Origin of the sequence: Romboutsia sp. (assembly GCF_051659545.1) — a bacterium.
In the GTDB taxonomy this organism is placed as follows: Bacteria; Bacillota; Clostridia; order Peptostreptococcales; family Peptostreptococcaceae; genus JBOFOR01.
Genome location: NZ_JBOFOR010000025.1, coordinates 1 through 24,015, shown reverse-complemented (window position 1 = coordinate 24,015; position 24,015 = coordinate 1). Strand labels below are relative to the sequence as shown.

Annotated in this window: 23 protein-coding genes; 10 read left to right on the top strand and 13 right to left on the bottom strand. The window is 27.1% G+C overall.

The features are described 5' to 3' along the window. Nucleotides 1-70: 70 nt before the first annotated feature. Together nhaC and ACRC03_RS01400 are read left to right on the top strand one after the other, a co-directional pair. Complete coding sequence (gene nhaC / locus ACRC03_RS01405; protein WP_438650763.1) at nt 71-1,501, top strand: Na+/H+ antiporter NhaC; 1,431 nt, start codon at nt 71-73, stop codon at nt 1,499-1,501. Nucleotides 1,502-1,673: 172 nt separating this feature from the next. Next, the gene (locus ACRC03_RS01400; protein ID WP_438650762.1) at nt 1,674-2,522 is read left to right on the top strand and encodes a hypothetical protein; all 849 of its coding nucleotides are present in this window, start codon (nt 1,674-1,676) and stop codon (nt 2,520-2,522) included. Nucleotides 2,523-2,595: 73 nt separating this feature from the next. Here the strand turns inward: ACRC03_RS01400 and ACRC03_RS01395 are convergent, their stop codons facing one another. Beyond that, nucleotides 2,596-5,718: a helicase C-terminal domain-containing protein gene (locus tag ACRC03_RS01395; RefSeq protein WP_438650761.1), complete on the bottom strand. Its 3,123-nt coding sequence runs from the start codon at nt 5,716-5,718 to the stop codon at nt 2,596-2,598. A gap of 193 nt (nt 5,719-5,911) precedes the next feature. On the opposite strand from ACRC03_RS01395, the gene pdaA reads away from it, so the two are divergent. After that, nucleotides 5,912-6,739 (top strand): delta-lactam-biosynthetic de-N-acetylase, encoded by an 828-nt coding sequence (gene pdaA, locus ACRC03_RS01390; protein ID WP_438650760.1) that lies wholly within the window; start codon nt 5,912-5,914, stop codon nt 6,737-6,739. Nucleotides 6,740-6,802: 63 nt separating this feature from the next. On the opposite strand, the gene ACRC03_RS01385 is transcribed toward pdaA, so the two are convergent. After that, a complete protein-coding gene (locus ACRC03_RS01385; protein ID WP_438650759.1) occupies nt 6,803-7,306 on the bottom strand; it encodes a hypothetical protein in 504 nt (167 codons plus the stop codon). Nucleotides 7,307-7,461: 155 nt separating this feature from the next. On the opposite strand from ACRC03_RS01385, the gene ACRC03_RS01380 reads away from it, so the two are divergent. Continuing rightward, a complete protein-coding gene (locus ACRC03_RS01380) occupies nt 7,462-8,892 on the top strand; it encodes a CehA/McbA family metallohydrolase (RefSeq protein ID WP_438650758.1) in 1,431 nt (476 codons plus the stop codon). 101 nt (nt 8,893-8,993) lie between these two features. Continuing rightward, a complete protein-coding gene (locus ACRC03_RS01375) occupies nt 8,994-9,125 on the top strand; it encodes a hypothetical protein (RefSeq protein WP_438650757.1) in 132 nt (43 codons plus the stop codon). Nucleotides 9,126-9,173: 48 nt separating this feature from the next. On the opposite strand, the gene ACRC03_RS01370 is transcribed toward ACRC03_RS01375, so the two are convergent. Together ACRC03_RS01370 and ACRC03_RS01365 are read right to left on the bottom strand one after the other, a co-directional pair. Further along, nucleotides 9,174-9,824: a diphthine--ammonia ligase gene (locus ACRC03_RS01370; RefSeq protein ID WP_438650756.1), complete on the bottom strand. Its 651-nt coding sequence runs from the start codon at nt 9,822-9,824 to the stop codon at nt 9,174-9,176. A 39-nt stretch (nt 9,825-9,863) separates the two neighbouring features. Next, nucleotides 9,864-10,292, bottom strand: a complete 429-nt coding sequence (locus tag ACRC03_RS01365) for a DMT family transporter (RefSeq protein WP_438650755.1) — start codon at nt 10,290-10,292, stop codon at nt 9,864-9,866. 326 nt (nt 10,293-10,618) lie between these two features. On the opposite strand from ACRC03_RS01365, the gene ACRC03_RS01360 reads away from it, so the two are divergent. After that, the gene (locus ACRC03_RS01360; RefSeq protein WP_438650754.1) at nt 10,619-11,164 is read left to right on the top strand and encodes a DUF308 domain-containing protein; all 546 of its coding nucleotides are present in this window, start codon (nt 10,619-10,621) and stop codon (nt 11,162-11,164) included. Nucleotides 11,165-11,215: 51 nt separating this feature from the next. On the opposite strand, the gene ACRC03_RS01355 is transcribed toward ACRC03_RS01360, so the two are convergent. Continuing rightward, entirely contained in the window at nt 11,216-12,622 is a 1,407-nt protein-coding gene (locus ACRC03_RS01355; RefSeq protein WP_438650753.1) for a VanW family protein, read from the bottom strand. Between the two features lie 186 nt (nt 12,623-12,808). Between ACRC03_RS01355 and ACRC03_RS01350 the strand changes: the two genes are divergently transcribed. Further along, nucleotides 12,809-13,756 (top strand): TIGR01212 family radical SAM protein, encoded by a 948-nt coding sequence (locus ACRC03_RS01350; RefSeq protein WP_438650752.1) that lies wholly within the window; start codon nt 12,809-12,811, stop codon nt 13,754-13,756. Nucleotides 13,757-13,801: 45 nt separating this feature from the next. On the opposite strand, the gene ACRC03_RS01345 is transcribed toward ACRC03_RS01350, so the two are convergent. The 5 genes from ACRC03_RS01345 to ACRC03_RS01325 form a co-directional block, all read right to left on the bottom strand. Further along, the gene (locus ACRC03_RS01345) at nt 13,802-14,347 is read right to left on the bottom strand and encodes an NADH peroxidase (protein WP_438650751.1); all 546 of its coding nucleotides are present in this window, start codon (nt 14,345-14,347) and stop codon (nt 13,802-13,804) included. A 91-nt stretch (nt 14,348-14,438) separates the two neighbouring features. Continuing rightward, a complete protein-coding gene (locus tag ACRC03_RS01340) occupies nt 14,439-15,320 on the bottom strand; it encodes a metal ABC transporter permease (protein WP_438650750.1) in 882 nt (293 codons plus the stop codon). After that, a complete protein-coding gene (locus ACRC03_RS01335; RefSeq protein WP_438650749.1) occupies nt 15,304-16,128 on the bottom strand; it encodes a metal ABC transporter ATP-binding protein in 825 nt (274 codons plus the stop codon). The genes ACRC03_RS01340 and ACRC03_RS01335 overlap by 17 nt, the downstream gene beginning before the upstream one ends. Continuing rightward, nucleotides 16,125-17,024, bottom strand: coding sequence for a metal ABC transporter substrate-binding protein (locus ACRC03_RS01330; protein WP_438650748.1), 900 nt, complete (start codon nt 17,022-17,024; stop codon nt 16,125-16,127). The genes ACRC03_RS01335 and ACRC03_RS01330 overlap by 4 nt, the downstream gene beginning before the upstream one ends. Before the next feature lie 127 nt (nt 17,025-17,151). After that, on the bottom strand, nt 17,152-17,715 hold the full coding sequence (locus tag ACRC03_RS01325) for a DJ-1 family glyoxalase III (RefSeq protein WP_438650747.1): 564 nt from the start codon (nt 17,713-17,715) through the stop codon (nt 17,152-17,154). Nucleotides 17,716-17,849: 134 nt separating this feature from the next. Between ACRC03_RS01325 and ACRC03_RS01320 the strand changes: the two genes are divergently transcribed. After that, a complete protein-coding gene (locus tag ACRC03_RS01320; protein ID WP_438650746.1) occupies nt 17,850-18,437 on the top strand; it encodes a zinc dependent phospholipase C family protein in 588 nt (195 codons plus the stop codon). A 9-nt stretch (nt 18,438-18,446) separates the two neighbouring features. Here ACRC03_RS01320 and ACRC03_RS01315 read toward each other — a convergent pair whose 3' ends face one another. After that, nucleotides 18,447-19,229 (bottom strand): HAD family hydrolase, encoded by a 783-nt coding sequence (locus ACRC03_RS01315; protein WP_438650745.1) that lies wholly within the window; start codon nt 19,227-19,229, stop codon nt 18,447-18,449. Between the two features lie 12 nt (nt 19,230-19,241). Further along, a complete protein-coding gene (locus ACRC03_RS01310) occupies nt 19,242-20,477 on the bottom strand; it encodes a competence/damage-inducible protein A (RefSeq protein WP_438650744.1) in 1,236 nt (411 codons plus the stop codon). Nucleotides 20,478-20,677: 200 nt separating this feature from the next. Between ACRC03_RS01310 and ACRC03_RS01305 the strand changes: the two genes are divergently transcribed. Together ACRC03_RS01305 and ACRC03_RS01300 are read left to right on the top strand one after the other, a co-directional pair. After that, the gene (locus ACRC03_RS01305) at nt 20,678-21,577 is read left to right on the top strand and encodes a D-alanine--D-alanine ligase (protein WP_438650743.1); all 900 of its coding nucleotides are present in this window, start codon (nt 20,678-20,680) and stop codon (nt 21,575-21,577) included. Nucleotides 21,578-21,593: 16 nt separating this feature from the next. After that, on the top strand, nt 21,594-23,054 hold the full coding sequence (locus ACRC03_RS01300) for a PLP-dependent aminotransferase family protein (protein WP_438650742.1): 1,461 nt from the start codon (nt 21,594-21,596) through the stop codon (nt 23,052-23,054). Nucleotides 23,055-23,470: 416 nt separating this feature from the next. Here the strand turns inward: ACRC03_RS01300 and ACRC03_RS01295 are convergent, their stop codons facing one another. Further along, nucleotides 23,471-23,980: a GNAT family N-acetyltransferase gene (locus ACRC03_RS01295; protein WP_438650741.1), complete on the bottom strand. Its 510-nt coding sequence runs from the start codon at nt 23,978-23,980 to the stop codon at nt 23,471-23,473. Nucleotides 23,981-24,015 lie beyond the last annotated feature (35 nt).

Here is a 24,015-nt window from a genome sequence, read left to right as displayed (position 1 = left end):
TATCCTAGACTTTTTTTAATTTCTAGTTTCTCCTTGACGTTATATTCGGCATAAATTGAGGGAGGATATTATGACAAAAAAAATAAAAAAGCAAGCCACACTATTTGATGCAATATTATGTATTGGATTCTTAGTGTCAGTTTTAGTGACGTGTTTAGTATTTTTAAAAGAATATGAAATATCTGCACATATTCCACTTATTGTTGGAGGTATTTTTACTGCGTTTATTGCAATGACAAAATTAGGATTTACGTGGAAAGAATTAGAAGAAGGTATATTGACTACTATAAATACCACTATGCAAGCAATACTTATATTATTAGTAGTTGGTATGTTAATAGGAACTTGGATACTTGGAGGTATAGTTCCATCGATGATATATTGGGGACTTAACATTTTATCTCCTGGTATTTTCTTAGTTGCTACAACTTTAATATGTGCTATTGTATCTATTTCTACGGGTTCTTCTTGGACTACTGCTGGTACTATCGGTATAGCTTTACTTGGAATTGGTAGTGCTCTTGGTATACCTACTCAGATAATAGCTGGTGCAATAATTTCTGGAGCTTATTTTGGTGATAAAATGTCTCCATTATCTGATACGACAAACTTAGCTCCTGCAATGGCTGGCTCAAATCTTTTTGATCATATAAGACATATGTTATATACTACTGTACCTGCATTAACTATATCATTAGTTTTATACGGAATTATAGGTATTAAATATGCAGGTTCTGCAATAGATACCACACAAATTAGCGAAATCCAAAATGCTTTAATGCTTAACTACAATACCTTATCTCCATTATTACTTTTAGTTCCTGTAGCTGTTATAGCAATGGTAATTTTCAAAATACCAGCAATACCAGGATTAGTAGTTGGAGTTATACTTGGATCAATTGTAGCTATAGGTTTCCAAGGTGCATCTATTGCTGATGTGTTTGTAGTTGCAAAAGGAGGATATGTATCTTCAACGGGAATGAATTTTGTTGATGAATTGCTTACTCGTGGTGGCCTTGATAGTATGTTAGGTACTGTATCTTTAATGCTTTGTGCTTTAACTACTGGCGGAATCCTTGAAAAGACAGGTATGCTTGAAGCATTAGCTAAATCTATATTAAAAATAGCTAAAGGTACTTTTGGACTAGTAGCTGCTACAATATTTACTGCAATAGGTACTAATTTAGCTGTAGCAGATCAATATTTAGCTATAGTAATCCCTGGAAGTATGTATAAAGATGCCTTTAAAAAACAAGGATTAGCACCTAAAAACTTATCTCGTGCTTTAGAAGATAGTGCTACTATAACATCACCATTAATTCCTTGGAATACGTGCGGTGCTTATATGTCAGCAACCCTTGGAATTGGATGTTTTGCATTCTTACCATTTGCATTCTTTAACTTACTTTGTCCATTAATATCATTATTTTATGGAGCAACAGGAATAACCATGGAAAAAATTTCACAAAATGACAATGATGATATAGACTTAGTATCTTAATATAAATAACAAAAGAAACAATAATTTTTCAGATTTTATTGTTTCTTTTTTTTATGCAATTTTTATTATATTTTCCAATTAAAATTTAGTTTGTAAATAAATATGTATATTTTCTTTTATATTTTAAATACTAATATAGAATACTTTTACATAAAAAGGAGGTATATTAATAATGAAAAAAACTATGTTATTTGCATGTCTTTTCATATCTGTATTAGCAGTTGGTTGTGCTATGAATGAAAAAATGCCTAAGACTCCAAGTATTATACAACAAGCTAGCAAAAACACTGATAAACTATTAAATGCTGGTTTTATGGACGTGGAAAATGCATTTGGAACACCTTATTCTTCTGTATATTATATTAATGCCAATAATCTAAGAGGCAAAAATATTAACAATTTGACTATGGAGGACTTACGCAATAATATTACAGTATTATCAACTTATGAAAATGATCAAAACAAAGATTCCTATCTTCATGTTTATTATGAAAATGGAAAAGTTAAAGAAACTTTAGTTGGAGATTATAACTTGTATAACTCAGATAAGTTTCCTTCAAAAGCTAATTTATCTGGTGCTACTTACAAAATAGAGTTCTTTAAAAATAAAGGAGTTTTATGTTATGACGACTTTAGCTTAAAGTATGCTAAAGACAACTTTCTAGGAAAAACTATTAATGATTTTAACACAAGTTATCATGTTAAATCAGCTAATTTTGTAGCTTCTACTGCAAATGGAAATAATAAAATTTATTTCTATCCAGTTGTTCCTCATAACGTACATCCATCAAAAGAACATAAATATCCTAACTATGGCTCTAATAATGATGCAAAATTAGGAACAGTAAATCCTACAAACAATAATATTAGCAACACAAGTAAGGCTAATAGCAAAGATTTAGCTAACTATGCAAAATCTGCAATATTAATTCACACTAAAGACGATAAAATAAAATCTATAGATATAGCAGATAGTAAATTTGTATATAGTATAATAGATAAATCTCTAAAAAATAAATAAATAAAAAGTCTTAATGATGAAAATCATTAAGACTTTTTATTTATTTATACTATAACCCAACAGGAATTCTTTTTTAAAGATCGTTTTTGAATTTTTCTTTGTCTATTAAGTAGTTTTGATTGAAGTACTTTATTTTTAAAACATCTTTTTCATTTTCATTATATATAGCTTTAGCTTTTATACATCTACTTTTCATTTCTTCATTAATATAGTTTTCTATTTTTTTCATACTTAAATTTTCTTTATATTTTAAAGTTTTAATTATATCATTTAACGCTTGATTAATTGCATATTTCCTAGATTTATATAAATGTCCTTTTATATAATTTTCCACTTGTGATGATTTTATGTTTAATATTTTACAATTGTGCAAATCACCTTCTAATCTTTTTAAGTTATTAAGGTTATTCCCCATATTGAAAATTACAAAACACCCATAATCATATTTACTTCTTAAAAGTCTCCCCATAGCTTGTTTAACTTTTATGGCCATTTGAGGATAATTAATTTTATAGTATGGAATATTATATTTCGCCATTATTGTAGAATACAAAGGATCTTTTGGATTTAAGTTGGGTATTTTATCTAAAGTCACGCATATCAAACCATCTCCTGGTACATCAACTCCTTCAAAACACCCTTTAGATCCCAATACCACAGTCTTTTTATCTATATTTTTTAGATGATTAATTCCTTTTTTATTCATATAAATTTCTATATTTTCATTATGTAGTTCTCCTTTAAGTATTTCATACGTTTTTTCTTGTCTTTGTTTGCTATTGAATAGACCTAATACATGTCCCTGTGTTACTGTAGATATATTTTGTATAATCGAACCCATTTCTCTAGAAAAGTTTATGTTTTTGTAACTACATATATTATTTATACTTATTATGCTTACTCTATTTTTATAATCATAAATAGGTTCAATAATTTTTTCTACATTATCAACTCTATTTATTCCCAAAGTATTTTTAAAATAATTCATATTATTCTCAATACTTAAGGTAGCAGATAAAAATATACCACTACTTATTTGATTTAATATATTTTCTTCAAATAATTGAGCTATTTTTAAAGGTACTACTTTGATTTCAAAATTTTTATAGTTTTTGTCTATTTCCACAATTCTTGCAAAATCATCTTTTTCATCGTATTCTAAAAATAGTTTCAAAGTAGTTTTTATATCCTCTAAATCTTTTATTCTAGATTTACCATACTTATATATCTCGGCCTCTTTATCAATACTATCATCATCAATATTTCTATCTATTAAAATTAATATCGAAGTTATATTACGTATTATACTTTCGCAACTATTTCTTATTTTATCGCTGTAGCTATTATATGTTATAGTTTTATATTTGTCTTTGAGTCTTATTGTTCCTGCTATTTCCTCTTGTTGTAAGTTTACTTCCCAACTTAATCCATATTGACTAATGCCATTATACTCACTATTTACTCCAAAGTATAAAATTGAGTTCATTTCCTCTACTATTAAGTTTATATTTCTACTTATTTTGTCCTTAATACTTCTATCAAAATGAACATGATTATAAAATTTATCAAACATTTTAATTTTTCTATTTTTTTTACTTAAACTATTATATGAAAATATACTATTATTAATATTTTCATATGGATACATTTCTTGAAAAAAATAATTTAAAGCTTTATAATTTACTATACTAGAAAAAAAATCATAACCTTTTTCTACTAGATTATGTGCTTCATCTACTATTATATGCTCTAATGGCTTTTCTTCTTTATATGGCCATTTTGCTAGTAATGAATGATTTATTACAGTTATTTCTTCTTCTTTTAACTCTTCTATTCTTTTCTTATATAAACAATTCTTCATACATTTTTTGGGTCTACATAAGTTTGGGTCGCAACTTACATACCTTAAATGGTTTATTATTTCTTGAAAATGTTGTAAAATCCAATAATTTATTTCTTCTATATCTCCATATCTACCTTCTTCTATTAATTTTTCTAATATTAATAGAGATAAAACTTCATTTTTAGTTGGTTTATCAGATGTATATTCATTTTTATAAGATTCTAACTTTTCTAAACATATATAGTTATTTTTACCTTTTATGTATCCATAACTTACTTTATTATTTAGACCTAATGAATTTATTACATTAGGTATATCCTTGTTGATAAGTTGAATTTGAAGTTCCTTAGTATCAGTAGATATAATTATCCTTTTCTTGTTTAATTTAGCCTCTAAAATTGCTGGTAGTAAATATCCTACACTTTTACCGATTCCTGTAGGTGCTTCTATGCATGCAATTTTATCAACTTTACCACTATTTTCAAAAGTCTTTCTTATAATCTCTACAAGCTCATATTGACCAGATCTATATTCATAAATAAATCCTTCTTTACTTTCCCAAATTTCATTATCTTTTAATAGTTCTTCATATTTTTTATCATTTATATATATTTTTCTTAAAATCTCTTTTTGCTTTATTTCATAAATATCTTCATGTAAATTATTTTCTTCTTCATATATTACGTCCACTAAATTTTCTACGCTATAATTACCGCCTTCTATTAATTCACTCCATTCCCATTTTTTTAAATTAAATTTATTCAGGTATGAGTTTATTTTAAATGGTAAGGGTTCTAAATTAGATATTTCTTTTTTATTTAATCTTAAAAGTAAAGCATTTACAACTTTTATAGTATCCATAGCATCAAGTAAGCCTCTATGTTGCTCCTTGCCTAAATTATTAGTTAAATTATTTTTTAAGTATTCTAAATTATACTCTTTATGGTAAGGCTCTAAAATTACAGCTAATTCCATAGAATCTATAATTGTATTTTTTATTTCAGGCATATAATATTCAAAAAACTTTTTCTCAAATTCAGCATTATGACAAATAACTATATTGTCTTCTAAAAATTCTTTCAACATTTTTCTTACTGTATTTAAATCTGGTGCTTTTTTTAAATCATCTTCTATCAATCCATTACATAGAGAAAATATTTCCAAAGGTATTTCTTTTCTATTTTTTACTAAACTATTAAAAAGTTCACATCTTCCATCTTTTATTTTTACCGCACCAACTTCTATTATTTCTGAATTTAAAGGATTTAATCCACTAGTTTCTATATCTAAAAATATAATATTATCTAAAATACTAATAATATCATTAGATAAATTATTGTCTTCATTTCTCATTTTAGTTTCCTTTCAATACAAACTATAAAAAATTAACTTACACTTTATATGACTCTAAATCATTATATGATAAGTTTCTCCAAAAAGTAAAAGTATAATTTAAAAGTTTTATCTGAATAATTTTAATTTAATTATAGAAACTATATTATAAACAGTATTATCATTTTAATTTTCAACTTTTAGAGGTGATATCATGAATAATAAAAACACCAGAACTTACTTTGTAATAGGATTTTTTCTTCTTGTATTTGGATTGTTAATTAGCACTAATTTTTACATGCTAAATAAATCTAAAACTCAAATAGCAAACCCAAATTTGAGTACTCAAACATACAATTGGTATTTTAACCCTAGAAATGATGGTAAGCAACCATCTCCAATAAAAGAGGCTACTTTTTTTAGAAAATATAACTCTTATTATGTTGGAAGCCCAGATGAGAAAGTTATATACTTAACTTTCGATGCCGGTTATGAAAATGGAACAGCACAAAGTATATTAGATACTTTAAAAAAGCACAATGCTAGAGCTAACTTTTTTGTAGTTGAAAGCTACATAAGAAACAACCCAGAAATAGTTAAAAGAATGGTAAAAGAAGGTCACTTAGTTTGTAACCATTCTAAAAATCATCTTTCTATGCCTGATATTAGTAATTTCGAAAAATTTAAATACGAAATAACTAGTGTAGAAGATGCCTATAAAGATTTAATTGGAAAAGATATGCCTAAGTACTTTAGGCCTCCCATGGGTAAATTTAGCGAGCAATCTTTAAAATACACGCAAGATTTAGGTTACTCGTCTGTATTTTGGAGTTTTGCTTATGTTGATTGGTATAATGATAAACAACCAACTCACGAATATGCAAAAGAAAAAATCTACACTCGTACTCATCCTGGGGCTATAATTTTACTTCATCCAAATTCTAAAACCAATACAGAGATATTAGATGATGTAATTACTCATTGGCAAGAAGATGGATACTCTTTAAAAACACTTAATCACTTAACAAAAAAATTAAATTAATATAAAATAGTTGTGTAAAAAATAGATATAGAGTACCTAAAATAATACTCTATATCTATTTTTCTATGCTTCTACTAATATACTTCTTCCTCTAAAATCTGCCACCCAGTATGGTTTATATATACTCCTAACTTCAGTTGTCTTTATTTCCTGTATATTAATTTTATCAAAAATATCAATTTTTGCTTTATCCCTAAAAAAATATAATATTTCATCTTTTACAACAGTTATTATTTCCTCATCATTTACTTTCGCTTTTTTTATACAACTTTTAGCTACATACCTTTTAAATGTCTGAGGTATATTATCTATTGATTCAGAATGTCCATTATATGTATTAACTAACATAGTTATTACATACTTCTTTGTTTCACGCCTAAATATTTTATTGCTCTTTTTTTTGCTTATTATTTCATATCTTAAAACCTTAAATTCAATATATTCTAAATGCATCTCTCCTATAACACTGTTAAATTGCGCTACCTTACTTACTAATGGAAGTTTACTTAAAATATATCTCTTGGCTTCTTTTTGGCTTCTTTTTGAAGCTATTACTTCTACCTTCATACTTCACCTCTTTAGATGATTTTTCCTTTAGTAAATTATATTAAAGTAACCTATAATTTCATGTATGTACACGCAAAAAATACATAATATAAACATTATATTTTTATATTTAGATAAATCTATAACTATAAAACAGGTAAAAAGGAATGATTTATATGTTAAAAAAAATATCTTTATTTTTTATAATATTAAGCTTTATATGTTGTTTTAATTTTACTCTTTTTAAGAACTATTCTTCATCTAATGATAAAACAATAGACTGTATTTCTAATGATGAAACAGGTCCCATTATTAAAATTTTTTCCCCTTTAAAGTGCCAACAATATATAGTTGCAAAACCTTCAATTAAAGTTAATTTTTCTGATAAAAGTGGTATAGATAAGTCTTCTATAAATTTATATGTTAACTATAAAAACGTTACAGATAAATGTTTAATTACTAATGACTTTATTTCCTATACTCCATTAGAAAAATTTAAAAGAGGTAATCAAATAATTAGGTTAGAAGTTGGTGACCTTTCACCTGACAAGAATAAGAGCATTATAGAATGGTATTTTACTGTTGGTACTCCTATTTACAATCATTATCACGGTCTTTTACATTCGCATACAAGTGCAAGCGACGGAAAAGGTACTTACAATGATGCTTACTATTTAGCTAGAGATGAAGCTAATTTGGATTTTTTCGCCATAAGTGAACACTCAAATATGTTAGACAATTTTTTATTATGTAATATAAATGATGGTAGTAAGAGTAGTGAGTGGAATGAACTTATAAAATGTAGAGATAAATTTACTTTAGATAACAAATTTATTGCTCTTAGTGGATTTGAAATGACTTACCCTTATTCTTTACAAAACCCCATTGGCCATATAAATATTTTTAATTCTAATGGATTTGTAGCTGTAGAGCAGGAAGATATAGATTTAAAAAACTTTTATATGCTTATGTATGAGCAAAATGATTTAATTGGTCAATTTAATCACCCTTGTGATAAGTTTGGTAAATTTAATCAATTTGAATACTCTTATTATGGAGATATGGTAATGTCATTACTTGAAGTTGGAAATGGGTATAACAAAGATATGAGTAAAAACATAAAAGCTTATGATATGTATCAATTAGCTTTAGATAAAGGTTGGCATGTTGCTCCTACTTGCAACCAAGATAATCACAGAGTTAACTTTGGTATAGCTAATGAATTTAGAACCGTAATTTTATCCACTAATTTAACAAGGGATGCCATCTACGATGCTTTGAAAAACATGAGAGTATACGCAACAGAGGATAAAAATATAAAAATAGACTATACTGTAAATGATTTACCTATGGGATCTATAATTGATGAAACTTCTAAACTTAATTTTTCTGTAACTATAGTTGATAATGATGATAATGACAAAATAGAAGAGGTGCAAGTTATAAGCAATAACAATAAAATAATCTATAAAAAGAAGTTTAATTCTAACCTTGCCAAATTAGAATTCACTTTAAAACCTACAAAAAATACATTTTATTATGTGAAAATAATTCAAAACAACAATAAGTATTCTGTTACCGCCCCTATATGGATCAATGGTAAGTAATTTATTAAACTTTATTATATATTTTCTTTTCCAATTTTATTTTATTATATATTTTTTGAAATTTGTAAAACTATATATAAATATATTTTTAGGAGGTTAACATGGAAAATAAGTCTTACAAAATTGCTGATATATCAAAAAAAGATGAAGAAGCTATAAAAAAAGCTGAGAATATGTTAAAAAATGAAACTAACAAAAATTTTGTTATAATAGCATGGGAAAAAAATAATTAATATAAAAACAAAACTGCCTTGTAATTTTTTACATAGGCAGTTTTGTTTTTATTTAATATTTAAATATCCATATCCATTATCTAGCACTACACCTTTATTTTCAAACTCTATGCTTTTCTTAAACAAAGGACCATCTATTACGAAAGTGTGGTATTCACCATTTTCACCACAAGCATCTGAACCAGTATTTTTTATATCTTCTACAACTTTTTTAGTTAACTTTTTACCTAAAAATTCCTCACCCATATTTTGTAGATTAACTGTTTTTATTATAGTAGTAAATCCGCTATCTATAAATTCATAAACTAAATTTTCTCTATCTTCTTGCCATAAAGGAAATTCTGGTTTTAAATCAACATTACTACATCTATCTTTGTCCCACTGTTTATGAAGTTCTATATCTATATCTCCAAATGCACATATACTTGCACCCATTTCCTTAGCTTTTTTTAGCATTTCTTCAAACTTTTCTTCATATTCTTCTACATCACATTCCGCTTTTAAAAGTGGAATTTCTAAACTCTCACTAACTTTGTTTAATAGCTTCTCACTTAGTCCATGTGTCCATGATTTGTCTTCACTTTTTTTAGTTGTAGTTACTAGAGCTACAGGTTCATATCCCCTTTTAATCATTCTATATAAAGCTAATATACTATCTTTGCCACCACTAAATGACATTACAAATTTTTCATTAGTCAACTTACTTTACCTCCTATGTTTTGTTTTTATATGTATTCTCTAATTTAGTATAAAAAAAGTTCCTATAACTAAAAGAATAGCACCTATGTAATTGTATAAATACATCGTTTCTTGTCCTAAAATTGCTGCATCTATAAAAAAACCTATTAATATTTGAGATATTACTATTAAAGTCAAAGTATTCGATACTCCTAAATTAGGTATTGCCCTTACTGTAAAATAAATTACAAACCCTCCTAAAACACCACCTAAAAGTAATTTAGGATTTAGTTGATTTAAGTTTATAAGAGTTTTTAAATCTCCTGTTACCAAAATACTTATTAAAAAAAATACGGCTCCTGCTACTAAGCTTATAAATGTAGCTATTAATGCTGTAGTACTTTTCCCTAGTTCTCCATTTATAAATGCTTCTAGTGCCGTAGAACTTCCAGCTAATATTGCACATAGTATAGCCCCTAGATTTGACACTCTTATTCCTCCTTTAAAACATATATTAATAAATTTTATGATACAACCTATCTATTAATAACCTTTGTATGAGGAGTTTATAATTTTATATTTAACAAATTTGGATATGCTACTTTCTTTAATATAGAATGTAGCATATAATCATGCAGTCTTCAATATTTTTCCACATTCAACAATTATATAAATTTTATAAGTCATAAAAGAACTATTTTATATATTTTTTTGTAAATTTATAGGGTAAATTTATATTTTAAGCCTATTTATCCTTTCTTTGTTTTCTGTTATAATTAAATTATTTAAAAAATTTAAATTAAAGAGGTGTAATTATGTTTAGAATATTTGACATCAACTTTGATACTATTTATAAAAAAGAAAATAGTTCTAAATTTACAGTTTTAGGAGCATTATTAATTATATTAGGAGTTATTTCTTTTTTATATAAGGGTCTAGGAATAAAGTTAGTTTCTTGGACTTTATGTCTAACAATGTTATTTTTAGCTTATTTAAACTTTAAAAATATAAATGAGTTAAATAGATACGCTCCTAAGAGTGAAGTAGTGCCTTACAAACGTATACAATTTATACTTTTAACTATTGCTATACTGTTATTTTTATTCCCTCAAAAAATTCAAGGTCTTATTTCTTTTGCTTTTGGTATATATTTCATATATACTCAATTAGCTAAGTTTTTTAAAGGAAGAAATAATCCTTACTATAGTTTTGGATTTGGTAATATCTTTGTATTAGTAATAGGATTTACTTTAGTATTTTCTCCTTTGTTTTTATCTAATTTTATAGCTTCTATGCTATCAATTTTAATAATACTAATAGGAGGATACTTATTCTCTACAGGTAAAAAATTAAAAAACTAATGTGATATTTACTTAGTTTAAGCACTACAAAAGAGGACTTTTAGTCCTCTTTTATCTATATATACTAGTATCTATATGTTTTTCATAAACTTTATTTCCTTCTTTATCATATCCATATAAGTAAGTATTTGCATAATTACCTCTTGCATAACTTACAGGTTTATATTCTATTCCGTTCATAGCCTTTTCATTTGACCAAAATTCTACTGTTAAAACGCCACCACCACTTTTAGTATTTATTACTATCGGATATTCATAAGTATTTTTAAACTTATAGTCTATACTACCACTTGCTAAAGTAGCATCTAATCCTCTTGGAACATAATGTACTGGCTTTGAGTGGTTCCTTCTTTGAGTAGGAAGTATGCCTGCTTTTAAAGTCGTATTATATAGTGTTGAAGAAACCTGACAAACTCCTCCACCTACACCTTGTTTTAATTCTCCATCACTTATAACTGGAGCGTATGTATATCCATTGGATAATACAACAGGTCCAACATGTTTTTCATATGAAAATTCCTCTCCTGGCATTAAAAATACATTGTCTATTTTATTAGCTGCATTTTCTACATTTCTACTTCTTCCACATCCAGATTCATAAGTTGTAGTATATGTAGATATTTTCGAATCTATCTTTTTAAGATCTTCCATAGCTACTTTAGGTACTTCTTTTTTGTATTTTAAGCTTATATTTATATTACTATTTAAATTTTTTATACCTTGTAATTTACTATCAATATCTTTAACGATAAAATTATTTTGTAATTCAAATCCGTTTTCACCTTTTATACAACTTATATTACTTCCGTTTATAATAACTTGAGACTCTTTTACCTTTATGTTTGTTTCTTTAGCTATTTTTTCTTCTAAATCATTTAATTTTTCTTTATTTATATTAATATTAAATTCAAACGATTTTTTCGAATTATTAACTATTGCAATAAATTTTCCAAACATATTCTTATCTTTTTTATGATTTATTATTTCATTAGATATATCTTTAATATTACATCCCAAAGTAATATCTTTTATCTTTACAGTATAGTATTTTTTGTTTGCTTCTATATTTATAGTCTTATTCTTTATAGTATTTTCTAGTTGATATAGTTTTTTATCTAATTGTTCTTTAGTCAATTTAGACAAGTCTTCATTGTAAATACTCACTCCAGGATATACTACACTTTCATATTTTAAAACTACTCTATTCATTCCAATAAGAGCTAAAACTGCTACGCAAGCTAGTATACCTAACGTAATCCATATTTTTTTATTATTATTATTAATATTTTTTTCTTCTAAAGTTTTACTAGATTCATCAAGTTCATCTTTTTTTACTTCTTCATTCTCAGTTTCAATCTCTTCCTTTTTTTCTTTAAAATTTTCTATAATTCCTTTACTATCTTCTTTTAATTTTTCATTTTCTCCTTCCTGAGTTGCTTTTAATTTTTCTTCATCCATAATTTGTATCCCCCCTTAATGAATTTCATTAATAAATTCTATTGTTCTTACAAAATATATATTCAATAAAGGACGTAACAGTGTTGTAACTATTATCTTGTTATATCTGTAATTTGTATATGTAATCTATTTATGGTAATATAAATTACATATCTATATAAATACTATTAGAAAAAGGTGATATAATTGACTAAATTTAAATATGCTTTTGATAATAAAAGATATCATACATGGAATTATTATCTTAGAAATATCTTTGGAGAAAAGGTCTTCAAAGTATCTATAAATGCAGGGTTTACTTGCCCTAACATCGATGGAACTGTAAGTTCTGGTGGGTGCACTTATTGTAGTAAAGAAGGCTCTGGTGATTTTGCGGGAAACCCTAAAGATAATCTAATAAAACAATTTAATGATATAAAAGAAATGATGCACAAAAAATGGTCAAATGCAAAGTATATTGGGTATTTCCAAGCTTATACTAACACTTATGCTCCTCTTGATGTGCTAAAAGAAAAATATGAAACTATACTAGAGCTTGATGATGTAATTGGTCTTTCTATATCAACAAGACCTGATTGTTTAGCTGATGATGTAGTAGAGTATTTAGGTGAGCTTAATGAAAGAACCAATTTATGGGTTGAACTTGGGCTTCAAACTATTCACGACAGTACCTCTAAATTAATAAATAGAGGTCATGATTACAATGAATTTTTAAAAGGTCTAGAGAAGTTAAAAGCTAAGAATATAAAAGTTATTGTTCATATAATAAATGGACTTCCAGGTGAAGACTATAATATGATGATGGAAACAGCTAAAGCTGTAGCTGATATGGGTGTGGATGGAATTAAAATACACTTACTTCACGTAATAAAAGATACCCCTATGGAAAAAATGCTACAAAAAGGAAACTTAAATTTAATGTCTCAAGAAGAATATATAAATTTAGTTTGCGACCAACTTGAAATACTACCTGACACTATGATAGTTCATAGACTTACTGGAGATGGAAAAAGAGATGAGCTTGTAGGTCCTTTATGGAGTTTGAAAAAATGGGAAGTATTAAACGATATAGATGCTACTTTAAACACTCGTAACTCTTATCAAGGAATAAAATACAACTTCGAAAATAAATAAGTATTAAAAAAAGCTACTTAAATTTTTAAGTAGCTTTTTTAATGCTTACTTTCCAAAATGTCTTTCTAATAATCCTAAGAAAGCTTTTCCATGTCTAGCTTCATCTTTACACATTTCATGTACTGTATCATGTATAGCATCAAGACCTAATTCTTTAGCCTTTTTAGCTATTTTTAATTTTCCTTCAGTTGCTCCATATTCAGCTTCTACTCTAGCTTTTAAATTAGCTTTAGTATCTGCTACTACTACTTCTCCTAATAATTCCGCAAATTTAGCTGCATGTTCAGCTTCTTCAAAAGCTATTCTTCTATATGCTTCTGCTACTTCTGGAAATCCTTCTCTATCTGCTTGACGGCTCATAGCTAAGTACATTCCTACTTCTGTACATTCTCCTACAAAGTTAGCTCTAAGACCTTCTAATACGTCTTCATCACATCCTTGAGCTACACCTATTCTATGCTCATCAGCCCAAACCATTTCACCCTTCATTTCTTCGAACTTTTCAGCTCCTACTTTACATACTGGGCAAACTTGTGGTGGGTTAGATCCCTCGTGTATATATCCACATACTGTACAAACAAATTTTTTCATAATATAGTCCTCCTCTTCCTTTTTAAAATATTAAATAATAAAATTTATTATATCTTTATCATAATATATAAATACCCTCTATTTTAATATTTTAAACAGATTTTTTCATTTTTTTAGTTTTTTTAATGTGATTTTTCATCGTTTTTATATTAATAAAGTAAGTTAAAATAAAAAACACTGAACATATAAGAACTATTGTAGCTCCAGTAGCACACCCTAACTGATAAGATACGAATAGCCCTAATAATCCAGAGCATACAGCAATACATATAGAGTATATATGATATTGTCTAACATTGCTAGAAATATTTCGAGCTGCTGCTGCTGGTAATATAATCATAGAACTAATAACCAAAATGCCCACCCATTGAATAGAAATAGTTACTATAAATGCTACTAATAATGTAAATGTATAATCATACAATTTAACGTTTATACCTCTGCTTCTTGCAAAAGTTGGGTTTATACTTACAATTAAAAATTTATTAAAACATTTAACCCATACTAAAATTACTACTACAAAGGAAATAACAAGCATTATTAAATCTTGAGAAGTTATGCTAAGTAGATCTCCAATAAGATATACTGAATATTTGTTAAAGCCTCCATTAAAAGATAATATTACTATTCCAAGTGCAACTGCAGTAGATGAAAAAACACCTATAATAGTATCTACAGATGCTGTTTTTGCATTTTTTACATTTAAAATAGCGATTGATAATAGTAACGAAAATCCCAACATAGAAATAAGAGCATTGTCTATTCCAAACATAACACCTATAGCTATTCCTGTCAAAGCAGAATGACCTAAGGCATCTGAAAAAAATGCCATTTTGTTATTTACAACCATAGTACCAAGTATACCAAACATAGGGGTAACTAATAGTATGCATAGTAGTGCATTCTTCATAAAATCATACTGAGCCCATTGAAAAGGAAATAAAAATTCAACAATATTATACCAAAGTGACATTTTCTTCAACTCCTTTTCTTCTTTTATCAATAAAGGTATTCCATTCTAATCCAAAGACATCTATGACTTTTTCATCTTCAAATACTTCTTTAGGAGTACCTATACATTCAATCGTTTTATTATTTAAAAACACAGCGCAATCTGCATACTTAGCTACCAAATTAAAGTCATGTGACACTAAAATTATAGATAAATCATAATTTCTCCTAAGATCTGATACTATGTTATAAAACATCTTTAAACCATTTTGATCAATACCTGATATAGGTTCATCTAATAATAATATATCTGGTGTAGGTTCTAAAGCTAATGCCAATAAAACTCTTTGTAATTCTCCTCCAGATAATACTCCTAATTTCTTATTTATTAACCCTTCTCCATTTACTTTAATTAAACTTTGAATACACTTATCCTTAACTTCCTCTGAATGATGTAAATATGAGGGTCTATTGCTGTGAATAGCACAAAAAAAGTCTAACACACTTATTGGAGAACTATAATCAAAATCCAACTTTTGAGGTACATATCCAATGATAGGTTTTCTTGAAAGCTTTTTATCTCCGTCTGTAAAGTAAAGATTGCCAGAATAAGAATCCTCTCCTATAATTACCTTTAGTAAAGTGCTTTTACCTGCTCCATTTTGACCTATAATAGCCATTAGTTCTCCGCAGTTGACGTTTAAATTTATATCTTTTAGAATTTCTTCTTCACCCTTTTTTACACTCAGATTATTTATTTCTGTACAACATAGTCCACAACTGCATCGATTACAATTACAATTAATGTTTTTTTTATTATACTTTATCATTTTAACGCCTCTTTTAAAGTTTCTAAATTTTTATCCATAACTTTCTCATATGAATCTAATTTCATATCGCCCGTAACTATCGGATCTAAAGTATAAACTTTACTGCCTGTTTCATTTGATATTACTTGTGCTGCTTCAATTGAGTATTGTGGTTCTACAAATAAAGCTTTAACTTTTAATTTTTTTACTATTTCAATACTTTGTTGAAGTTCTTTTGCACTTGGCTGTGAGCCTGGTTCTCTTTCAATAACTCCTACTATATTAAGATTAAATTCCTCCGCAAAATAAGGAAAAGCTTCATGAAAAGTTACTATATCTCTATTTTCTAAACCTTCTAACTCTTTGTGCATTTTTTCTTTTTCATTTTGTAGTTTATCTATGTACTCTTTTGCATTTTCTGTGTATTTTTCTTTATTTTTTGGATCATACTCTATAAGTTTTTCTTCAATATTTTTTACTTCTTTTATTGCATTTGAAATACTTAACCATACATGTGGATTTAGTTCATCATTTTCTCCTTTTATTAGTTTTATACCTTTACTAGCTTCTATTACTTTTAAATTTTTATTTTGTTTAATAACTTTATCCATAAATGATTCCATATTGGCTCCATTAATTATAAATATATCACTATCTTCTAGGTTCTTCATTTCTCCAGTAGTTATACTATAATCATGAAGGCAACCAGTTGTAGGCTTTGTTAGGTTTACTAATTCTACACCTTCTATATTTTTAGTTATATTAGATGTGAAAATGTAAATAGGATAAAAAGATGTTATTATTTTAATATTTTTTTTATCTGAAGATTCAGAGCTAGATTTGGTTGATGTGCATCCTGTTATAGACAGTGAACATAATAAAAACACTAATAATAATTTAATACTATTTTTTCTCATTTTTTTCTCCTTATAAATTAATAGTCAATAAATTATATTAATCTTATGTTTTTTTAATTCCTCAATGATTAATAAGAGCGTAAAAAAAATACAAAGCCATTAAGTTAATGACTTTGTATTATAAAATTTACTTTACTATTTTATCGTAAAAATTAACCATCATACCCTCTTTTATATCATGTGCTTCTTTAGCGTAACCTAATTGTTTCATAATAGTAAGGGCAAACATTATTGATGTAGCTGGGCCTCTACTAGTGATTATATTACCATCAACTACAGTTATGTCTTCTATGTAAGTAACCCCATCTCTATTTTTTACAAACCCTGGATAAGATGTACATTTTTTATTTTTTAGTACTCCAAACCCTTCTAAAATTTCTGGTGCTGCACAAATAGCTGCAACTATCTTACCATTTTCATTTAATTGTTTAACAAAATCTCCGACTCTTTCATCTCTTAGGTTAGTAGCACCTGGTAATCCTCCTGGTAATACTATTGCATCGTATTCTAAAGGGTCAATGTCATCTATATTACAATCTGATTTTACAGAAATATTATGTACTCCTTTTACATATTCCTTATCTATTGAGCACATATCACATACTATATTAGCTCTTCTTAATACATCTACTACTGTGACAGCTTCTATTTCTTCAAACCCTTGTGCTAACATTACCAATACTTTTTTCATGATTTACCTCCATTACTTATGTAAATATTAATTTACCCATATAAATTATATTAACATTATTTTCTTATTGTAACTATGACAATTTCTTGCTACCATTAAGTTGTATGTTAATCAAATTTATGAGGTGTAAAAATATGTTTGTCAATACTCATGTTTTAATTGCTCAGTCAATTGTTGATAATATAGATAGCAATAAATCTATGTTTATTAACGAAAAAAATTTCATCTTCGGCAACATAAAGCCCGATATATGCTCCAAATATTTATTTAAAAAACATTATCTTGATGAAACCTTTGATATGATTATATCAAAAATAAATTATTTGTGTAGTCTTACAATTAATAATTTATCAAAATATTTTTCAATTGGTAGGTTAAGTCAAGAATTAGGTGTTATATGTCACTTTTTGTGTGATTTTTTTTGTGTTCCTCACAGCTACCGTTGGGAGTTTAAACACAGTATGAAAAAACATATTTCTTATGAAACCGAACTTGCACAAATTGCTAGAGAAATAAATTTAAATAAATTTAAAGGTGATATTATAGAGCACCAAACTATTGAGGAATTTTTCAATTCCCTTTACTGTGAATATGTAAATAAATTAAATCACAAAAACGATTTATTATTTTCTACATATATTTGCAATAGCGTTATAAACTATATTTTAGATTGTATACTAAAAAATACTGTAGAGTCATATACTTTAATCAAATGCGTGTAGGTGTTGAATTTATTCAACACCATTTATTTTTTCTATAATTTTTATAGCTTCTTTTACACTAGCACATACATAGTTGGCACTTTTCTTTACACTTTCTCTTGCATTTTCCATTGCAAAACTATATTTAATTCCCTCTAACATATTTATATCATTAGGAGAATCACCTATTGTAGCTATTTCATCTAAAGAACAGTTTAGAATATCACAAACTCTTTCTATTGATTTCCTTTTTGATACTCCTTTAGGCACAATATTTAGTGTATGTTCTGACGAAAAATATATATCTAATAATTCACTAAATTCACTTTCTAAATAAAGCTCTATTCTCGATAATTCTTCTATATCACTAGATATTATCCCTATATTTCCTACTGCACTTTCAAAACTATCTCTATTTATAAAATCAGGGTCTATTATATAGTCTTCACTGTAATAATTAAATAATTTATCTTTTTCTAATAATAATACTTTGCCACTATATTTAAAATATATCTTTGCACTATCTGATTCAAATCTAGCTATAACTTTCTTTACAATTTCATCATCTATAGTTCCTTTAAAAATCAATTCATGATTACTATCATGTATATATGAGCCATTTTCACATATATAATATCCATTTAGCTTAATTTTATCTCTTGTCATTACATCTGCTTGTTTAAATATTCTTCCTGTAGCTATATGAAATCTAATTCCTTTTTCTTCGATTTCCTTAACAGCATCTGCATCTTCATTTTCTATACCTCCATGGTACAGTGTTCCATCTAAGTCACAAAATATATGTTTTATCATATTTCCTCCTGTCTATAACTCTAGTAATTGTACTCTTAAGTCATTAAGTAAATTTTTTGTAGCTCTTAATCTAATCCCTTGTCTATCTCCATTAAATGCATACTTTTTTACAGTAGTTTTTCCATTTATATAAATTCCTACATAAACTAGACCTACAGGTTTTTCCTTTGTTCCTCCCTCAGGTCCTGCAACTCCTGTTGTTGATAAACCTATATTAGTATCAAAGTTTCTAGCAATTCCCTCTGCCATTTCTCTTGCTGTTTCTTCGCTTACAGCACCGTACTTTTCTAGGGTTTCTTCTTTTACACCTAATCTCATTATTTTAGCTTCATTTGAGTAAGTTACACACCCTTCCATGAATACTGAAGATATTCCAGGATAATTTATTAGAGTTGCACTAACCAAGCCTCCTGTACAAGATTCTGCTGTTGCTATAGTCATATTTTTTTCTACAAGCATTTTAGAAACTACTTCTTCTATTGATGTATCTCCTTCTGCATAAATATATTGTCCAACTCTATCTTTTATATTTTTTACAACTGGTTCTATTAATTCTTGTCCTTCTTTTTCAGTTTTTGCTTTTGCCATTACTCTAAGCCTTACTTCCATATCACCTACATAAGGTGCTATAGTTGGGTTAGTTTGATTTTGTATTAAATCTATTATTTTATCTTCTAAAGTAGATTCTCCTATTCCAAATGCTCGTAATGTTTTTGATACTAACACACTATCAGTAAGCTTTTGTAAATAGGGCTTTACTTCATTTTCAAACATAGACTTCATTTCTTTTGGTGGTCCAGGTAATACTATAATTATTTTTTCATTTTTTTCTAATACAACACCAGGTGCAGTTCCATTTTTATTTTGTAGTATTATTGAATCTTTAGGAAAATATGCTTGTTTCTTATTATTTTCAGTTATTTCTATTCCTAATTTATTGAAAAAGAATTCTATTTTATCCCAAGAAGGTTTATGAAGTTCTAATTCTTTATCAAAATATTTACATGCAACTTCTTTTGTAATATCATCATTTGTTGGACCCAGTCCTCCTGTTGTTATTACTATATCACTTCTTTTTAAACTTTCTTTGAAACTTTGAAGTAACCTATTTTCATTATCTCCAACACTACTTTGGTAGTACACATCTATTCCAAGAGATGCTAATTCTTTAGCTAGATATTGTGAGTTTGTATTTACTATATCTCCTAATAATATTTCTGTCCCTACTGTTATTATCTCTGCTTTCATAGTTATCACTCCTTTACTTATAATTTTAAACTATTATAATAATTTAATGTAATATTTTTCTAGTTTATATATTCTTTTACTAGACCACATTATAACTAAACTTGTATATTAGTGGTACTTTAATCTTATACCTAATAAACATATACTTTAAGTATAAATTAAAAATTTAATTAATATAATAATAAATTAGGAGTGAAACTATGAAAATTGCTGTTATAATGGGTGGTATATCATCTGAGAGAGAAGTTTCTTTAAATTCTGGAAAAGAAGTTTATAATAATTTAAATAGAGATAAATATGAAGTTGTAAAAGTTGTACTAGATACAAAAAATGATGTGTTTACAAAAATAACACCTGATATAGATTTTGCCTTCCTTGCTCTTCATGGTAAATTCGGTGAAGACGGATGTATTCAATCAATATTAGAAGCTATGGACATACCTTATTCAGGATGTGGGCCTCTTACAAGTGGTCTATGTATGGATAAAAATATGACTAAAAAAATTTTAAGAGATTCAAACTTACCTACAGCTCCATGGTTAGTTGTAAAATCTGTAGAGGAAATATATTATAATAAAATTGAAGAAATTGGATATCCAGTTTTTATTAAACCAAACTGTGGTGGTTCTAGTGTAGCAACATTCTTTGTACACTCAAAAGAAGAAGTCTTAAATGCCGTACAAGAAGGACTTTTAGTAGATGAGTTTGTTATGATAGAAAAATATATACCTGGAGGAGAATACACTTCTTTTGTTCTTAATGGAGAAGTCTTCCCTACTATATCTATAAAAACTAACTCAGAATTCTTTGACTATAATTCTAAATACGCTCAAAATGGTGCAGTTGAAGAAGTTGTATATTTAGAAGAAAGTCTACAAAATGAAATTAATGAAATTTCTAAAACTTGTTGGACTGCTTTTAATTGCAAAGGATATGTAAGAATTGATATTATAATAAGTAATGGAGAACCTTATGTACTTGAACTTAATACTCTTCCTGGCATGACTCAAACTAGCTTAACACCAAAAAGTGCAAAAGCTAAAGGATTAGGTTTTAGCGAATTATTAGATAGAATCATAGAGTGCTCTTTAAATAAATAACAATTGAGGTGATAGATTGCTATTTTCAAATTTTGAATTAAATGAAACTGAGCCAATTTATATACAAATAAAAAATCAAATTAGCGATATGATAAATAAAGGATTAATACCAAATGAAAGTAAGCTCCCTTCCACAAGGGAGCTTAGTGACATATTTAAAGTAAGCCGAAATTCTGTGATTTTGGCTTATGAAGAATTAAAAGCTGAAGGCTATATATATTCAATTTCAGGAAAAGGTACCTTTGCTAGTTCTAAGGAAGTATCTTCTAATGGTGGTTGGAATATAGACTGGAATAACCTTGAAAATTTTTATTGTAAAACAGCTAATGAAATGGACATAATAAAAAATGAAATTGAGTGGAGAGATGATTTAATATCTTTCAAAAGTATTTCTCCTAATGGTGAATTATTTAATATTGAAGAGTTAAAGAAATCTTTTTTAAACAGAATATCTCTAGAAGGTCACAAAATACTAAATTATGGCTATGCTAAGGGGTATAAACCACTTATCGACTATTTACTTAATTATATGAATAGTAAAGGTGTAGATACTTCTAATAAGGATATTTTAATTACAAATGGATTTACAGAAGGTTTGGATTTAGTCATATCATCTTTTACTAATAAAGGTGACCATATAATCTGTGAAAATCCAACTCACAATACAGCTATAAAAATTTTTAGAGCTTGTGGTCTAAATATAGTCGGTGTAGATATAGATAAGGATGGACTTAACTTTGATATGTTAGATGAAAAATTAAATCAACATTCCAAGAGCCCTGATTCTAAAATAAAACTAGCTTATATTACTCCTTCTTATCATAATCCTACTGGAATTGTAATGAGTCCAGAAAAAAGATACCAGTTTTATAATCTAATGAAAAAACATAATATTGCAATAATAGAGGATGGTTTTAATGAGGAACTTCTTTATTCTAGTTCTCATATTTTTCCCATTTGTTCTTTAGATAATTTTAGTAATGGTGTAATTTACATAGGTAGCTTTTCAAAAATATTGTTCCCTGGCATGAGAATAGGTTGGATCTTAGCTGACAAAGCTTTAATTAACAAATTAGAAAGTGTTAAAAGATGTAAAAATATTCATGTATCTTTTTTAGATCAAGGAATTCTATTTGATTACTTGCAAAATGGTGGTTTTGATAAGTATGTAAAAAAAATACGTAAGTTCTATGGAGATAAGTTTAACTTTGCTTATGAATGTATACATAAATATATTGATAGTGATTATATTTTAGGTGATGGTGGTTTACATATTTTCTTAAAATTAAAAAATATTGATTCTAGAGAATTGTTAACTAAATGCTATGGAGATGGTGTTATTTTTATGCCTGGTGATATATTTTATTTAGATGATAAGGGATACGATACTGTAAGGTTAGGTTTTTCTAGGTTATCTTATGAAGAAATAGAAAAAGGCATAAGAATAATAGGTAAAAATATAGATGAATTAAGTTAAAGTGGTTTATCTCATTTACTCGACAAATTGAAGTTTGTTGTTTTATATATAACCCGTAAGGGATATGGATTTATAAGTTTTCCTTCCAGCAGGCAAGCTGCAAGGGCGGTGCAACTTACAAATCCACACCCCTTACTTATGATAGCTATAAAAACTGTTTATTTAATAAACTAAGCGATAAATTGAAATTTATTGAGTAGATTAACTTTAATTAAAACGATACATTCCCCACCAATCAGGTAAAAGTTTTTCTAATGTCGTTATTTCTCGTTTTTCGTAATCAACCATAATTTCATCTCACTTTCAAATTCCTATTTATCAAATAAATTTAATAAATAATTAAAAATATTATTTTTCTTTATCTAACAACTCAAGTGCATGAGATACTATAAAGTGAAGTTACAAAGTAAATATAATTAATCTAGTACTTTTGATAAATTTTTAAGTGCGTCATTTTCAACTCTATATACTGTCCAATCATCCATAGGAATTGCTCCCATTTTTTTATAGAATCTTATAGCTGATTCATTCCAGTCAAGACACCACCAATCTAATCGTCCACAGTCACGGTCTATAGCAATGCGTGCTAATGCCGAAAATAACATTTTCCCAAGTCCTAGTCCACGCATTTGTGGCTGTACATATAAATCTTCAAGATATAAATTAGCTTTACCTAAGAAAGTAGAGAAATTATGGAAAAACAAAGCATACCCAACAGGTTTTCCATTATATTCTCCTATTATTACTTCTGCTTGTTTTTTTATAAATAAAGAATTATGTAAAATTTCTTCTGTTGCAACTACTTCGCTTAATAAATTTTCATACTCTGCTAATTCCTTTATAAATCCAAGAATTAATTCTGTGTCTCCTTCATTTGCAAATCTTATTTGAAAATTTGGTATTTTTGTTTTTAAATACTGATTCATATAATTATCCCCCTTTTATTTTTAAATCCTATCAT